Source organism: Pseudomonas sp. S10E 269, assembly GCF_002798465.1.
Taxonomy (GTDB): domain Bacteria; phylum Pseudomonadota; class Gammaproteobacteria; order Pseudomonadales; family Pseudomonadaceae; genus Aquipseudomonas; species Aquipseudomonas pergaminensis.
The window spans coordinates 5,951,840-5,967,824 of sequence record NZ_PHIJ01000001.1 but is presented as its reverse complement, the minus strand read 5'-3'; the positions used below and the strand labels follow the sequence as shown (position 1 = coordinate 5,967,824).

Sequence of the window (15,985 nt, the reverse complement as noted above, 5' to 3'; positions counted from 1 at the left end):
TACGTTACTGTCGTTTTGCAGTAACACGCTTGATGCATGATTGCGGCCTGGCCTAGTCCAGGCCGTTTTTATTTGTCGGTCAGCGGCTTAGCGAAATAGCCGATGAACTAAGGTCAGAAGTTAAAAGTTGTAAGCCCAAGGTAAATAGCCGGTAAAGGCGCTTTTCTTAATGCGCCCCAGTGCTTATCTTTCAGCCTCCCAAAGAAGAAGCTCTCGCGCCCAATGGTTGATCAATCCATGCAATCCTCCCCCCGTAAGTCCCGCCGCTGGCTGTTCGGCCTGCTTGTGCTGCTGGTTATCGCCGGCCTGTGCTGGAAATTCTGGCCCGGCAGCCACAAGGATGGCACTGAGCAGAAGCCCGCCGGGCATGCTGGCAAGTCGGGGATGATGCGCCCGGGCTTTGGTGGCTCCACGGGCCCGGTGCCAGTGCGCGTGGCCCCGGCGGTACTGGGGGAATTCCCGGTGTACTACAAGGCGCTGGGGACAGTGACAGCGCTCAACACCATCAATGTGCGCAGCCGGGTGGGCGGTGAGCTGGTAAAGATCGCCTTTGAAGAAGGCCAGATGGTCAAGGCCGGCGACCTGCTCGCCGAGATCGACCCGCGCAGCTACCAGAACGCCTTGCTCCAGGCCCAGGGCACGCTGATGCAGAACCAGGCCCAGCTGAAGAACGCCCAGGTCGATGTCCAGCGTTATCGCGACCTGTATGCCCAGGACAGTATCGCCAAGCAGACCCTGGACACCGCCGAAGCACTGGTCTTGCAGTACCAGGGCACGGTCAAGACCAATCAGGGCGCGGTGGATGACGCCAAGCTCAACCTCGAATTCACCAAGATCCGCGCGCCGATCAGTGGCCGCGTCGGCCTGCGCCAGGTAGACGTGGGCAACCTGGTGGCAGCCAACGACACCACGTTCCTCGCCGTGATCACCCAGACCCAGCCAATCAGCGTGGCCTTCACCTTGCCGGAGAACACCCTGGAAACCGTGCTCGCCCGCTACCACGCCGGCAACAAGCTGCCCGTGGAAGCCTGGGACCGTGGCGACGTGAAGCAACAGGCCGTCGGCGTGCTGCAGAGCCTGGACAACCAGATCGACGTGACCACCGGTACCCTGAAATTCAAGGCGCGTTTTGATAACAAGGACCAGGCGCTGTTCCCCAACCAGTTCGTCAATGTGCACCTGCTGGCCGACACCCTGCACAACGTGGTGCTGGCGCCGTCGGCGGCGATCCAGTTCGGCAACACCGGCACCTTTGTCTACGTGCTGGACGGCGACAAGAAGGTCAAGGTGCAGCCCCTCGTGGTGGGTGACACCGATGGCGACAACACCGTGATCAAAGAAGGCCTCAAGGCCGGCGACCGCGTGGTGCTGGAAGGCACCGACCGCCTCAAGGACGGCAGCGAGATCGAAGTGGTCAACGACAGCAGCGAAGTACCGACCACCCCGACCGAACACCTGCAAGGCAAGCCTGCGGCTAAAGGGGAGACCGGCACCACCGCCGGCAAGGCGCAAAAGGTCGGTTCATGAACCTGTCGCGGCTGTTTATCCTTCGCCCGGTCGCCACCACGCTGAGCATGCTGGCCATTGTGCTGGCCGGCATCATCGCGTACCGCTTGTTGCCGGTGTCGGCCTTGCCCCAGGTGGATTACCCGACCATCCGGGTAATGACGCTGTACCCCGGCGCCAGCCCGGACGTGATGACCAGTGCGGTCACCGCGCCGCTGGAACGCCAGTTCGGGCAAATGCCCGGCCTCACGCAAATGGCGTCCACCAGCTCCGGCGGTGCGTCGGTGCTGACCCTGCGATTCAACCTCGACATCAATATGGATGTCGCCGAGCAACAGGTGCAGGCCGCGATCAACGCCGCCACCAACCTGTTGCCCAAGGATTTGCCGGCACCGCCGGTGTACAACAAGGTCAACCCGGCCGATACCCCGGTGCTGACCCTGGCGATCACCTCCAAGACTATGCTGCTGCCCAAGCTCAACGACCTGGTCGACACGCGCATGGCGCAGAAAATCGCGCAAATCAGCGGCGTCGGCATGGTCAGCATCGCCGGCGGCCAGCGCCAGGCCGTGCGCATCAAGGTCAACCCCGAGGCCCTGGCGGCCAACGGCCTGAACCTGTCGGACGTGCGCACCCTGATCGCCGCCTCCAACGTCAACCAGCCCAAGGGCAACTTCGACGGCCCCACCCGCGTGTCGATGCTCGACGCCAACGACCAGTTAGTGTCGCCCCAGCAATACGCCGAGTTGATCCTGGCCTACAACAATGGCGCGCCGCTGCGCCTCAAGGACGTGGCACAGATCGTCGACGGCGCCGAAAACGAACGCCTTGCCGCCTGGGCCAATGAAAACCAGGCCGTGCTGCTGAACATCCAGCGCCAGCCGGGGGCCAACGTGATCGAGGTGGTGGACCGCATCAAGGCGCTGCTGCCGAGCATCACCGATAACCTGCCGGCCGGCCTCGACGTGACGGTGCTCACCGACCGCACCCAGACTATCCGCGCCTCGGTGAAAGACGTTCAGCACGAATTGCTCATCGCCATTGCCCTGGTGGTGATGGTGACGTTCCTGTTCCTGCGCCGGGTCAACGCCACGATTATCCCGTCCATCGCCGTGCCGCTGTCGCTGGTGGGCACCTTTGGCGTGATGTACCTGGCCGGTTTCTCCATCAACAACCTGACGCTGATGGCCCTGACCATCGCCACTGGCTTCGTAGTGGACGACGCCATCGTAATGCTGGAGAACATCTCCCGTTATATCGAGGAAGGCGAAACCCCGCTGGCCGCCGCGCTCAAGGGCGCCAAGCAGATCGGCTTCACCCTGATTTCCCTGACCTTGTCGCTGATCGCGGTACTGATTCCGCTGCTGTTCATGGCTGACGTGGTCGGGCGCCTGTTCCGCGAATTCGCCATCACCCTGGCGGTGGCGATCCTGATTTCCCTGGTGGTATCCCTGACCCTCACGCCGATGATGTGCGCGCGCTTGCTCAAGCGTGAACCCAAGGAGCAAGAGCAGAGCCGCTTCTACAAGGCCAGTGGCGCCTGGATCGATTGGTTGATCGCACGTTACGGCAGCATGCTGCAGTGGGTGCTCAAGCACCAGCCGCTGACCCTGTTGGTGGCCATCGCTACCCTGGGCCTGACCGTATTCCTCTACCTGGTGGTGCCCAAGGGCTTCTTCCCGGTGCAGGACACCGGCGTGATCCAGGGCATTTCCGAAGCGCCGCAGTCGATTTCCTTCGCGGCCATGAGTCAGCGCCAGCAACAGTTGGCCAAGATCATCCTGGGCGATCCTGCCGTGGAAAGCCTGTCGTCCTATATTGGTGTGGACGGCGACAACGCCACCCTCAACAGCGGCCGCCTGCTGATCAACCTCAAGGCCCACGGCCAGCGCGACCTGAGTGCCGCCCAGGTGATCACCCGCCTGCAACCGGAAATCGACAAGCTGGTGGGCATTCGCCTGTTCATGCAGCCGGTGCAGGACCTGACCATCGAAGACCGCGTCAGCCGCACCCAGTACCAGTTCAGCATGTCGTCGCCGGACGCCGAGCTGTTGGCGCTGTGGAGCGAAAAACTGGTCCACGCGCTGAGCCAGTTGCCCGAACTTACCGACGTCGCCAGCGACCTGCAGGACAAAGGCCTGCAGGTGTACCTGGTGATCGACCGCGATGCCGCCTCGCGCCTGGGTGTCAGCGTATCGACCATCACCGACGCGCTGTATGACGCCTTCGGCCAGCGGCAGATTTCCACCATCTATACCCAGGCCAGCCAGTACCGCGTGGTGTTGCAGGCTCAGTCCGGCGAAACCCTTGGCCCGGAGGCACTGAACCAGATCCACGTGAAGACCACCGACGGCGGCCAGGTGCGCCTGTCCAGCCTGGCCCATGTTGAGCAGCGCCAGGCCCAGTTGGCGATTGCGCATATCGGCCAGTTCCCGGCGGTGATGATGTCGTTCAACCTGGCGCCCGGCGTCGCGCTGGGCAAAGGCGTGGAACTGATCAACCAGACCCAGAAAGACATCGGCATGCCGGTGGGCGTGCAGACCCAGTTCCAGGGCGCGGCCCAGGCGTTCGAAGCGTCGCTGTCGAGCACCTTGCTGCTGATCCTGGCGGCGGTGGTCACCATGTACATCGTGCTCGGCGTGCTCTACGAGAGCTATATCCACCCGATCACCATTCTCTCGACCTTGCCGTCGGCAGCGGTGGGAGCCTTGCTGGCCTTGCTGCTCAGTGGCAATGACCTGGGCATGATCGCGATCATCGGCATCATTCTGCTGATCGGTATCGTCAAGAAGAACGCGATCATGATGATCGACTTCGCCCTCGACGCCGAGCGCAACCAGGGCCTCGACCCGCAGACCGCCATCTACCAGGCGGCGCTGTTGCGGTTCCGGCCGATCCTGATGACCACCCTGGCGGCGTTGTTCGGCGCGGTGCCGTTGATGCTGGCCACCGGTTCCGGCGCGGAATTGCGTCAGCCGCTGGGCCTGGTGATGGTCGGCGGCCTGCTGGTGAGCCAGGTGTTGACGCTGTTCACCACACCGGTGATCTACCTGTATTTCGATCGCCTTGGTCGCCGCTGGCGCAAAGAGCCGCAAAGCCTGGAGCCGGTTGAGTCATGAACCTGTCCGGACCTTTCATTCGCCGGCCGGTCGCGACCATGCTGCTGAGCCTGGCGATCCTCTTGCTGGGCGGTGTCAGCTTCAACCTGCTGCCGGTGTCGCCGCTGCCGCAGATCGACTTCCCGGTGATCGTGGTGTCGGCCAGCTTGCCCGGCGCCAGCCCCGAGGTGATGGCGTCTACCGTGGCCACGCCGCTGGAGCGCTCGTTTGGCGCGATTGCCGGCATCACCACCATGAGCAGTTCGTCGAGCCAGGGCTCGACCCGAGTGATCCTCGCGTTCGATTCCGACCGCGATATCAACGGCGCGGCGCGGGAAGTGCAGGCGGCGATCAATGCCTCGCGCAACCTGCTGCCCAGCGGTATGCGCAGCATGCCCACCTACAAGAAGATCAACCCGTCCCAGGCGCCGATCATGGTGCTGTCGCTGACCTCGGACGTGTTGCAAAAGGGCCAACTGTACGACCTGGCCTCGACCATTCTGTCGCAGAGCCTGTCCCAGGTGCCTGGCGTTGGGGAAGTGCAGATCGGCGGCAGTTCCTTGCCAGCGGTGCGCATCGAGCTCGAACCCAAGGCCCTCGACCAGTACGGCGTGGCCCTCGACGATGTGCGCAACACCATCGCCAACGCCAACCAGCGCCGGCCCAAGGGTTCCCTGGAAGACAACCAGCGCAACTGGCAGATCCAGGCCAATGACCAGTTGGAAAAGGCCAAGGACTACGAGCCGCTACTGATCCGCTACCAGAACGGCGCGGCCCTGCGCCTGGGCGACGTGGCCAAGATCAGTGACGGCGTGGAAGACCGCTACAACAGCGGTTTCTTCAACAACGAACCGGCGGTGCTGCTGGTGATCAACCGCCAGTCCGGCGCCAACATCATCGAGACCGTCCGGCAGATCAAGGCGCAGTTGCCGGCGTTGCAGGCGGTGCTGCCGTCCAGCGTCAAGCTGAGCCTGGCCATGGACCGCTCGCCGGTGATCACCGCCACCTTGCACGAAGCCGAGATGACCCTGCTGATCGCCGTGGGCCTGGTGATCCTGGTGGTGTACCTGTTCCTCGGTAACTTCCGCGCCTCGCTGATCCCGACCCTGGCGGTGCCGGTGTCGCTGGTCGGCACCTTTGCGGTGATGTACCTGTACGGGTTCTCGCTGAACAACTTTTCGCTGATGGCCTTGATCCTGGCCACCGGCCTGGTGGTGGATGATGCCATCGTGGTGCTGGAAAACATCTCCCGGCACATCGACGAAGGCGTGCCCCCGATGAAGGCCGCGTACCTGGGCGCCCAGGAAGTCGGCTTTACCTTGCTGTCGATGAACGTGTCGCTGGTGGCGGTGTTCCTGTCCATCCTGTTCATGGGCGGGATTGTCACCAACCTGTTCCGCGAGTTTTCCATCACCCTGTCGGCCGCGATCATTGTGTCGCTGATTGTCTCGCTGACCCTCACCCCGATGCTCTGCGCGCGTTGGCTCAAGCCCCATGTCAAAACCCAGATGACCGGTCTGCAGCGCTGGAGCCAGAAGATCAACGACCGCATGGTCGCCGGCTACGCCACCAGCCTGGACTGGGTGTTGCGCCATCGTCGGCTGACCCTGCTCAGCCTGTTGCTGACCATCGGCATGAATGTGGCGCTGTACGTGGTGGTGCCAAAGACCTTCATGCCGCAGCAGGACACCGGCCAGTTGATCGGTTTTGTACGCGGTGACGACGGCCTGTCGTTCAGTGTGATGCAGCCGAAAATGGAAACCTTCCGCAAGGCGGTGCTCAAGGACCCGGCGGTGCTCAGCGTGGCCGGTTTTATCGGCGGCAACAACGGCACCAACAACGCGGTGATGCTGGTACGCCTCAAGCCCATCAGTGAGCGCAAGATTTCTGCCCAGGCGGTGATCGAGCGCCTGCGCAAGGACGTGCCGCTCGTACCGGGCGGTCGGCTGTTCCTGATGGCCGACCAGGACCTGCAATTTGGCGGCAGCCGCGACCAGACCAGCGCGCAGTATTCCTACATCCTGCAAAGCGGCGATCTGGCGGCACTGCGCCTGTGGTACCCCAAAGTCGTGGCGGCCTTGCGTGAACTGCCGGAGCTGACCGCCATCGACGCCCGCGAGGGCCGGGGCGCGGCGCAAGTCACGCTGGTGGTCGACCGCGACCAGGCCAAGCGTCTGGGCATCGACATGGACATGGTCACGGCGGTGCTCAACAACGCCTACAGCCAGCGGCAGATTTCGACCATCTACGACAGCCTCAACCAGTACCAGGTGGTGATGGAGGTCAATCCCAAGTACGCCCAGGACCCGATTACCCTCAACCAGATGCAGGTGATCACTGCCGAGGGTGCGCGGGTGCCGTTGTCGACCATCGCTCATTATGAGAACAGCCTGGCCGACGACCGCGTGAGCCACGAAGGCCAGTTCGCTTCGGAAAACATCGCCTTCGACATGGCGCCCGGTGTGACGGTGGAGCAGGGCACGGCCGCCATCGAGCGGGCGATTGCCAAGGTTGGCTTGCCGGAGGACGTGATCGCCAAGATGGCCGGCACCGCCGATGCCTTCGCGGCCACGCAGAAGGGCCAGCCGTTCATGATCCTGGGCGCGCTGGTGGCGGTGTACTTGGTGCTCGGCATCTTGTATGAAAGCTACATTCACCCGCTGACGATCCTCTCGACCCTGCCTTCGGCGGGGGTCGGCGCCATGCTCGCCATCTACCTGACGGGGGGCGAGTTCAGCCTGATCTCCTTGCTGGGCCTGTTCCTGTTGATCGGGGTGGTGAAGAAGAACGCGATTCTGATGATCGACCTGGCGTTGCAGTTGGAGCGCAACGACGGCCTGGGCCCGCTGGAATCGATCCGCAGCGCCTGCCTGTTGCGCTTGCGCCCGATCCTGATGACCACCCTGGCGGCGATCCTCGGCGCCTTGCCGTTGCTGCTGGGCGCGGGCGACGGCGCGGAAATGCGCCGCCCCCTGGGCCTGACGATTATCGGCGGCCTGGTGTTCAGCCAGATCCTGACCCTCTACACCACCCCGGTGGTCTACCTCTATCTCGACCGCGCGCGCCATCGCTTCAACAAATGGCGCGGCGTGCGTACCGATGCTGCCCTGGACACTGCGCTATGACCGATTCAACTCACGCCAATGCACCACGTCCGCGCGATTCAACGACGCCCGGCGTACCGCATTCTCCTGTAGGAGCCGGCTTGCCGGCGATAAACGCCCAGGCACCGCGTACCTCCCGGTTGGGCGCGTTATCGTTGACGGTTTTCGCGAGCAAGCTCGCACCTACAGTGGGGTTGGCGTTGTTGCTCAGCGCCTGCGCCGTTGGCCCGGACTACCACCGGCCAGAAGTCATCGAGCCGGCGCAATTCAAGGAAGCCCAGGGCTGGCGCCAGGCCACCCCCAGCGACTCCCTGGCCCGTGGCGCCTGGTGGGAATTGTACGGCGACCGCCAACTCAACGACCTGGTAACGCGCCTGAACACCTCCAACCAGACCGTGGCCCAGGCCGAAGCGCGTTTTCGCCAGGCCCAGGCCTTGGTGCGCAGTTCACGCGGGGCGTTTTACCCCACCGTCGACCTGAGCGTCGGGAAAACCCGCGCCAGCCAGGGCACCGGCAGCAGTAACGCCAGCCTCAGCAGTTCCAGCAGCGGTATCCGCGACACCCTCAATGCGCAGTTGGGCGTGAGCTGGGAAGCCGACATCTGGGGCAAGTTGCGCCGAGGCCTCGAAGCCAATGAGGCCAGCGCCGAAGCCAGCTCGGCGGACCTGGCGGCGATGCGCCTGAGCCAACAGTCGGAGTTGGTGCAAAGCTACCTGCAACTGCGCGTCATGGACGAACAGACGCGCTTGCTGCAAGCCACGCTGGAGACCTACCAGCGTTCCCTGCAAATGACCGAAAACCAATACCGTGCCGGGGTTTCCGGCAAGGACGCGGTGGCCCAGGCGCAAACCCAGCTGAAGACCACCCAGGCCAGCCTGATCGACCTGATCTGGCAGCGCGCCCAACTGGAAAACGCGATTGCGGTGTTGATCGGCGAGGCACCGGCCAACTTCAACCTGGCGGTGAGCAAGGACATCCCCGCGTTGCCGCAGATCCCGGTGAGCCTGCCCTCGCAGCTGCTGGAGCGCCGTCCGGACATCGCCTCGGCGGAACGCTCGGTGATCGCTGCCAACGCCAATATCGGCGTGGCGAAGGCTGCCTACTACCCGGACCTGAGCCTGAGCCTGGCCGGGGGTTATTCCAGCAGCACCTACGCCGACTGGATCAGCCTGCCGAACCGCTTCTGGTCGGTGGGGCCGAAGCTGGCCATGACCCTGTTCGATGGCGGCCAGCGCTCGGCGGAAGTCGACCGTACCGTGGCCTCCTATGACGAGACGGTGGCCAAGTACCGCCAGACCGTGCTGGACGGTTTCCGTGAAGTGGAAAACTACATGGTGCAGCTCAAGGTGCTGGAGGACGAGGCGGTGGTCAGCAACGAAGCGCTGGAGGCCGCGCGTGAGTCGCTGCGCCTGACCCAGAACCAGTACAAGGCCGGCCTGATTGCCTACCTGGACGTGGTCACCGTGCAAGCCACGGCGCTGAGCAACGAACGCACCGTATTGACCTTGCTGCAGACGCGCCTAGTGGCGAGCGTGCAACTGATCGCCGCATTGGGCGGCGGCTGGGACGGGCAGACCCCAATCGCCGAAAAGGACTGATGCCCAACGGCCAGGCGCCTGGAGCCGGCTTGCCGGCGATGGCGTCAATTCGGTCGTTCTGAGTACCGAGGCGCCTGTATCGCCGGCAAGCCACGCCTACAGAAAAACCGGAATAGCCGCGCAATCCGCGGCGTTCTTTAGTCGGTAGATTGGCGTCAAAATGCCACTAATGGCGCTCTGATAATTAATCAACTGCGCAAGAATTATTCTCGCTACAATCGCCCGCTTTGCCACCTGGCACGGGCGTCTCAGGCCCGTTGCGCACGAGAAGTCCCATGCTCATCGGTAGTTATTCACCCTCACTGGTCGTGATCTCGCTGTTCGTCGCGATCCTGGCTTCCTACACCGCGCTGGACCTGTCCGGCCGCATCGCCACTGCCAAGGGCCGCGCTGTCTATTTATGGATAACCGGCGGCGCCATGGCGATGGGCGTAGGGGTGTGGTCCATGCACTTCATCGGCATGCTGGCGTTGCGCTTGCCGTTTGCCCTGGGGTTCGACCTGGGTATCACCGCGCTGTCGCTGTTGATCGCAGTGCTGTCCAGCGGCTTTGCCTTGTGGCTGGTGAGCCAGCCACGCTTGCCCGCCTGGCAACTGGCCTTGGGCGCGCTGATCATGGGCACTGGCATTGCGTGCATGCACTACACCGGCATGGCCGCGATGCGCATGACACCCGGTATCGACTACGACCCGACCTTGTTTGGCGCGTCATTGCTGATCGCGGTGGGGGCGTGCGGCGCGGCGCTGTGGATCGCTTTCAACCTGCGTCGCAATACCCCGTACGTGCGTCTGGCACGCGGCGGCGCTGCGGTAGTGATGGGCTTTGCCATCGTCGGCATGCACTACACCGGCATGGCGGCAGCGCGTTTTGCCGATGAAAGTTTCTGCGGTGCGGCGTTGAACGGGCTGAGCGGCAAGGGCCTGGATAACCTGGTGCTGGTGACCACCCTCGCCGTGTTGGCCATCGCTCTGCTGACCTCGCTGCTTGATGCGCGCCTGGAAGCGCGCACGGCGGTGCTCGCCGATTCCCTGACCCAAGCCAACCAGGAACTCACCCACCTGGCGCTGCACGACATGCTGACCGGTCTGCCCAATCGCACGCTGCTCGCTGACCGTATTCAGCAAGCCATGCAAGCGGTGAAAGAGCAGGGCGGCTGTTTCGCACTGATGTTTATCGACCTGGACGGTTTCAAGCCCGTCAACGATGCGTTTGGCCACCATATGGGTGACCAGTTGCTGCGCGAAGTCGGCCAGCGCCTGCGCGAAGATTTGCGCAGTCACGACACCCTGGCGCGCATTGGCGGTGATGAGTTTGTATTGCTGGTGCAACTGACCCAGCCGGATGACGCCCTTGGCCTTGCCGAGCGCCAGGTGGTGCTGATCAACCGCGCGTTCCAGGTGGCCGAACATGAGCTGAAGATCTCCGCCAGTGTCGGTATCGCCATGTTCCCGGGCAATGGCAACAACCCCCAGGAACTGCTGATGAACGCCGACGCCGCGATGTACCACGCCAAGGGCGTGGGCAAGAACGGCTACAGCTTTTTCGATGCGTCGATGAACACCAATGCGCGCAAGCAATTGCAACTGTTGCAAGACCTGCGCAACGCGGTAGAGCAGGAGCAATTCCGCCTGTACTACCAGCCCAAGTTTGACGCGGTCAGCGGGATCCCGGTGGGTGCCGAAGCCCTGCTGCGTTGGGAGCACCCACAACAGGGCGTGCTGCTGCCGGGGATGTTTATCGAGTTGGCGGAAAAGACCGGTCTGATCATTCCCATCGGCGAATGGGTCCTCAACGAAGCATGCCGACAGATGAGCCTGTGGTACGCCCAGGGCTACGAAGACTGGCGCATCGCCGTGAACCTGTCCGCGCTGCAGTTCTGCCACGCCGGGCTGGTCAAGAGTGTGGCTGCAGCGCTGGAGCGTCACCAGTTGCCGGCCAACAGCCTGACCCTGGAGATCACCGAAACCACCGCCATGAGCGATGCCGACGCAAGCATGACGGTATTGCAGCAACTGTCGGACATGGGCGTCGACTTGTCCATCGATGACTTCGGCACCGGGTATTCCAGCCTGATGTACCTCAAGCGCTTGCCGGCCAACGAGCTGAAGATCGACCGAGGCTTCGTGCGCGACCTGGAACACGACAGCGACGACGCGGCCATCGTTTCCGCGATCGTCGCCCTCGGCCAGGCCCTGGGGCTGCGCATTGTCGCCGAAGGTGTGGAAACCGATGTGCAGCAGAGTTTCCTCACGCGGCTGGGGTGTAACTCCTTGCAGGGTTATCTGCTCGGCCATCCGCTGCCGGCGGATGGGTTCATGGCGGATATCCAGCGCGCCGAAGACGCGGTAGCGCCTGACAAAAGCCGTGCGTGACGGTTATTCTTGGATCCAACCCTAAACATCAGGTTGAATCAGGAGACCGCGCGCATGGACAAAGTCCTCATCATCACCGGGGGCAGTCGTGGGATTGGCGCCGAGACGGCATTGCTGGCCGCTCGCCAGGGCTATCGCATCTGCATCAACTACCAGTCCGACGAAGAGGCGGCCCATCGCGTACTGGAACAGGTGCGCGCGCTGGGCGCCCAGGCCATTGCCGTGCGTGCGGACGTGAGCATCGAAGATGAAGTGATCACGCTGTTCAACCGTGTGGACGCCGAGTTGGGCCGTGTCACGGCACTGGTCAACAATGCGGGCACGGTAGGGCAAAAGTCCCGCGTTGATGAGATGTCCGAGTTCCGCATCCTTAAAGTCATGAAGACCAATGTGCTCGGGCCGATCCTATGCGCCAAGCACGCGGTGCTGCGCATGTCGCCCAAGCATGGCGGGCAGGGCGGCAGCATCGTCAATGTGTCTTCGGTGGCCGCGCGCCTGGGGTCGCCGGGCGAGTACGTCGACTATGCCGCGTCCAAGGGGGCGCTCGATACGTTCACCCTGGGTTTGTCCAAAGAAGTCGCCGGTGAAGGCATTCGCGTCAATGCGGTGCGGCCTGGCTACATCTTCACCGACTTCCATGCCCTGAGCGGCGACCCGGACCGGGTCAGCAAGCTCGAGTCCGGCATCCCCATGGCCAGGGGCGGGCGTCCGGATGAAGTGGCGGAAGCGATTATCTGGTTGCTCTCGGATAAGGCGTCGTATACCACCGGGACGTTTCTGGACTTGGGGGGCGGTCGTTGACCGATTGACGGCATCGCGGGCAAGCCCGGCTCCCACATGGAATGCGTACCCTGTGGGAGCCGGGCTTGCCTGCGATGGCGCCAGTGCAGGCGACCCTTGGCTCAAAACGAACGCACAATCCGCCCCAACGTCTCCATGGCCTTTTCCGACGCCTCGGTCCACGGGCTGCCGTAGTTCAAGCGAATGCAGTTGCGAAAGCGCTGGGTTGCCGAGAAGATCGGCCCCGGCGCAATGCTGATGCCTTGTGCCAAGGCCATCTGAAACAGCTTCAATGAATCCGTCTGCTCCGGCAGTTCCAGCCACAGGAAGTACCCGCCGGCCGGTTGGCTCACCCGCGTCTGTGCCGGGAAGTAGCGCGCGATGGCGGCCAGCATGGCGCTTTGCTGTTCTTCCAGGGCATAGCGCAATTTGCGCAGGTGCCGGTCATAGCCGCCGTGCTGCAGGTAATCGGCGATCGCTGCCTGGGCCGGCATGGACGGGCACAGCGAGGTCATCAATTTCAGGCGTTCGACCTTCTGCGCAAAACGCCCGGCCGCGACCCAGCCCACGCGGTAGCCGGGAGCGAGGCTCTTGGCGAAGGAGCCGCAATGCATCACCAGACCCTCGGTGTCGAAGGCCTTGGCCGGCTTGGGTGCCTGTTGGCCGTAGTACAGCTCGGCGTACACGTCGTCTTCGATCAGTGGCACCTGATGGCCACGTAGCAGTTCTACCAGCGCCTGTTTCTTGGCTTCCGGCAGGGTCGCGCCCATCGGGTTCTGGAAGCTGGTCATGGTCCAGCAGGCTTTGATCGGGTAGCGCTCCAGGGTTTGCGCCAGGGCATTGAGGTCGATGCCGTCGCGCGGGTGCACGGGGATTTCCACCGCCTTGAGCTTCAGGCGTTCCAGTACTTGCAGGCAGGCATAGAACGCCGGCGCCTCGATGGCCACCAGGTCACCCGGCTCGGTGACGGCTTGCAAGCACAGGTTCAAGGCCTCCAGGGCGCCATTGGTGATTAGCAACTCCTCCATGGGCAACATCAGCCCGCCGACCATGTAGCGCAGGGCGATTTGCCGACGCAGTTGCGGGTTGCCCGGCGACATGTCGGTGACCACCAGGCGCGGGTCCATCTCACGGCTGGCGCTGGCCAGGGAGCGCGCCAGGCGCGGCAGCGGGAACAACATGGGGCTGGGGAATGCCGAACCGAAGGGCACGGTGTTGGGGTCCTTGATCGAGTCGAGCACCGAGAACACCAGTTCGCTGACATCCACCTCGGTGGACTCATGCACCTGTTCGCTCACCACCGGCTCGGAAAACGGGCTGGGCGCATGGGTGTTGACGAAGTAGCCGGAGCGCGGCCGCGCACGGATCAGGCCACGGCGCTCCAGCAGGTAGTAGGCCTGGAATACCGTGGACGGGCTGACGCCGTAAGTCTGGCTGGCATAGCGCACCGAGGGCACCCGCTGGCCGGGGCCGAGGACGCCGGTGCGGATCAGTTCTGCGATGTCATCGGCGAATTTTTCGTAGCGTTTCATGGGGGCCTTAACAGTTTTTCAGACTTGGCAGCGATTAAAATGTGGGAGCGGGCTTGCTCGCGAATGCGGTGTATCAGTCACATAATTTATTAGCTGACCCACCGCATTCGCGAGCAAGCCCGCTCCCACATTTGGATCTCCACATATTCAGACAGATTTCAGCGGTTCAGCGGCGCCACGAAGCGGCTATCGGCGGCGCTGTAGATCCATGGCTCGCGCACACCCGAGACCTTGAAGCGTAGGGTCTGCGAAGTGCTCACCGGTTTATCCGCCAGCAGCGCCACCGACACCGGCACGTCGCTGATTTCTCCCGGCGCCAGGCTGATCTCGGTCTTGCCTTGCAACTGGAAGCCATCGGCGTCGACCAGCTCCAGGCGATAGTCCTGGCGTTGCTGGGTCTTGTTGATCACCTTGAGGCTGTAGATGTTTTCGATCTGGCCCTGGGCGTTCTCGCGGAACATGCCACGGTCCTTGGTCACGTCCAGCGACACCATTGGCCGTTCCACCAAGGCCACCACCAGGGCCGCGATCATCACCAACAGCACTGCACTGTAGCCGATCAGACGCGGCCGTAGCAGGTGAGTCTTGCCGCCTTGCAGTTGATGTTCGCTGGTGTAGCTCACCAACCCACGCGGGTAGCCCATTTTGTCCATGATCGAATCGCAAGCGTCGATGCACGCCGCGCAGCCGATGCACTCCATTTGCAGGCCGTCGCGGATGTCGATACCGGTGGGGCACACCTGTACGCACAACTGGCAGTCAATGCAATCGCCCAGGCCGACGTCGGCGGGGTTGACCTCACGTTTGCGCGGGCCACGGTGTTCGCCGCGAGCCACGTCGTAGGAAATGGTCAGGGTGTCCTTGTCGAACATCACGCTCTGGAACCGCGCATAGGGGCACATGTGCATGCACACCGCTTCGCGCAACCAGCCGGCATTGATGTAGGTGGCGCCGGTGAAGAACAGCATCCAGAACAGGCTGACGCCGCCCATTTGCCAGGTCAGCAACTCGGCGGCCAGGGGGCGGATCGGCGTGAAGTAGCCGACAAAGGTCAGCCCGGTCAGCACGCTGATACCCAACCACAGCGTGTGCTTGGCCGAGCGCCGCGCCACTTTGTTCAGGCTCCAGGGCGCCGCTTGCAGTTTGATGCGCTGGTTGCGCTCGCCCTCGGTGACCTTCTCGCACCACATGAACAGCCAGGTAAACGAGCTTTGCGGGCAGGTGTAGCCGCACCACACGCGACCGGCAAACACCGTGATTGCAAACAGGCCGAACGCGCAAATGATCAGCAGCGCTGACAGCAGGATGAAGTCCTGGGGCCAAAACGTGGCACCAAAGATGTGGAATTTGCTTTCAGCCAGGTCCCACAGCACTGCTTGCCGACCGCCCCAGTTCAGCCACACGGTGCCGAAAAACGCCAGGAACAGAAAGCCTGCACCGCCCACGCGCAAGGTGCGGAACAGGCCGGTGAAACTGCGGGTATGAATCAGGTTGTCGCTGGATTTGGCCTTCACCTTCTTTGGGTGTATGGGCTCAAAGGTGTCCACGGTTGGGATTCTTTCGCTCATGGTCGTTCGCTCATCAGCCTCCATCAGGCGCATGAACTATGCGCGTGGGGCTGTTTGCATAACAGACTCAGGTATGGCGATAAAAAGCGGATCAGATGGCGTGCGGGCGGGGCGCTGCGACAATGTGCTGCACCCCGTGGCTATTGAGGCGCAGCGTTATTCCGGGCGTGCTGATACAGATCAATCAAATCAGCGAACCAGGTTCTTCGGCCTTTACATGCTGGCGCCCATCATGGGCCCCGGCAACGGTCAGGGCGTCGGCCTCGGTTTCAGTGATATAGATGCGCTCGGCCGCCAATTCCACATACGACATGGATTTGTCGGTGTCGGTCACGATATTGACCCGGGTCGCTGGCACGCTCTGTTCCTGCCCGTTGTCGTCGAGCATGAAGTAGCACAGCTGGTTTTCGATACGAATGGGCATGCC

General features: G+C 62.9%; 9 protein-coding genes. 6 read left to right on the top strand and 3 right to left on the bottom strand.

What is annotated here, in order from left to right:
* Window positions 1-222 precede the first annotated feature (222 nt).
* The 6 genes from CWC48_RS27640 (at window position 223) to CWC48_RS27615 (ending at window position 12,479) form a co-directional block, all read left to right on the top strand.
* Window positions 223-1,527, top strand: coding sequence for an MdtA/MuxA family multidrug efflux RND transporter periplasmic adaptor subunit (locus CWC48_RS27640; protein WP_078048175.1), 1,305 nt, complete (start codon window positions 223-225; stop codon window positions 1,525-1,527).
* A complete protein-coding gene (locus tag CWC48_RS27635; protein ID WP_100490902.1) occupies window positions 1,524-4,625 on the top strand; it encodes an MdtB/MuxB family multidrug efflux RND transporter permease subunit in 3,102 nt (1,033 codons plus the stop codon). Before CWC48_RS27640 ends, CWC48_RS27635 begins: the two co-directional genes overlap by 4 nt.
* Window positions 4,622-7,729, top strand: a complete 3,108-nt coding sequence (locus CWC48_RS27630; protein WP_100490901.1) for an efflux RND transporter permease subunit — start codon at window positions 4,622-4,624, stop codon at window positions 7,727-7,729. The genes CWC48_RS27635 and CWC48_RS27630 overlap by 4 nt, the downstream gene beginning before the upstream one ends.
* Window positions 7,726-9,306, top strand: a complete 1,581-nt coding sequence (locus CWC48_RS27625) for an efflux transporter outer membrane subunit (protein ID WP_157806787.1) — start codon at window positions 7,726-7,728, stop codon at window positions 9,304-9,306. Before CWC48_RS27630 ends, CWC48_RS27625 begins: the two co-directional genes overlap by 4 nt.
* A gap of 275 nt (window positions 9,307-9,581) precedes the next feature.
* A complete protein-coding gene (locus CWC48_RS27620) occupies window positions 9,582-11,678 on the top strand; it encodes a bifunctional diguanylate cyclase/phosphodiesterase (protein ID WP_100490899.1) in 2,097 nt (698 codons plus the stop codon).
* A 54-nt stretch (window positions 11,679-11,732) separates the two neighbouring features.
* A complete protein-coding gene (locus CWC48_RS27615; RefSeq protein WP_100490898.1) occupies window positions 11,733-12,479 on the top strand; it encodes an SDR family oxidoreductase in 747 nt (248 codons plus the stop codon).
* A gap of 101 nt (window positions 12,480-12,580) precedes the next feature.
* Here CWC48_RS27615 and mapR read toward each other — a convergent pair whose 3' ends face one another.
* The 3 genes from mapR to CWC48_RS27600 all read right to left on the bottom strand — a co-directional run bounded on the left by mapR (window position 12,581) and on the right by CWC48_RS27600 (window position 15,982).
* Window positions 12,581-13,990 (bottom strand): GntR family transcriptional regulator MpaR, encoded by a 1,410-nt coding sequence (gene mapR, locus CWC48_RS27610; protein ID WP_078048180.1) that lies wholly within the window; start codon window positions 13,988-13,990, stop codon window positions 12,581-12,583.
* Window positions 13,991-14,148: 158 nt separating this feature from the next.
* Window positions 14,149-15,558 carry a cytochrome c oxidase accessory protein CcoG gene (ccoG, locus tag CWC48_RS27605; RefSeq protein WP_100490897.1) on the bottom strand — a complete coding sequence of 470 codons (1,410 nt, stop codon included), beginning with the start codon at window positions 15,556-15,558 and terminating at the stop codon, window positions 14,149-14,151.
* Window positions 15,559-15,742: 184 nt separating this feature from the next.
* On the bottom strand, window positions 15,743-15,982 hold the full coding sequence (locus tag CWC48_RS27600; RefSeq protein WP_078048182.1) for a DUF3203 family protein: 240 nt from the start codon (window positions 15,980-15,982) through the stop codon (window positions 15,743-15,745).
* Window positions 15,983-15,985: the final 3 nt, after the last annotated feature.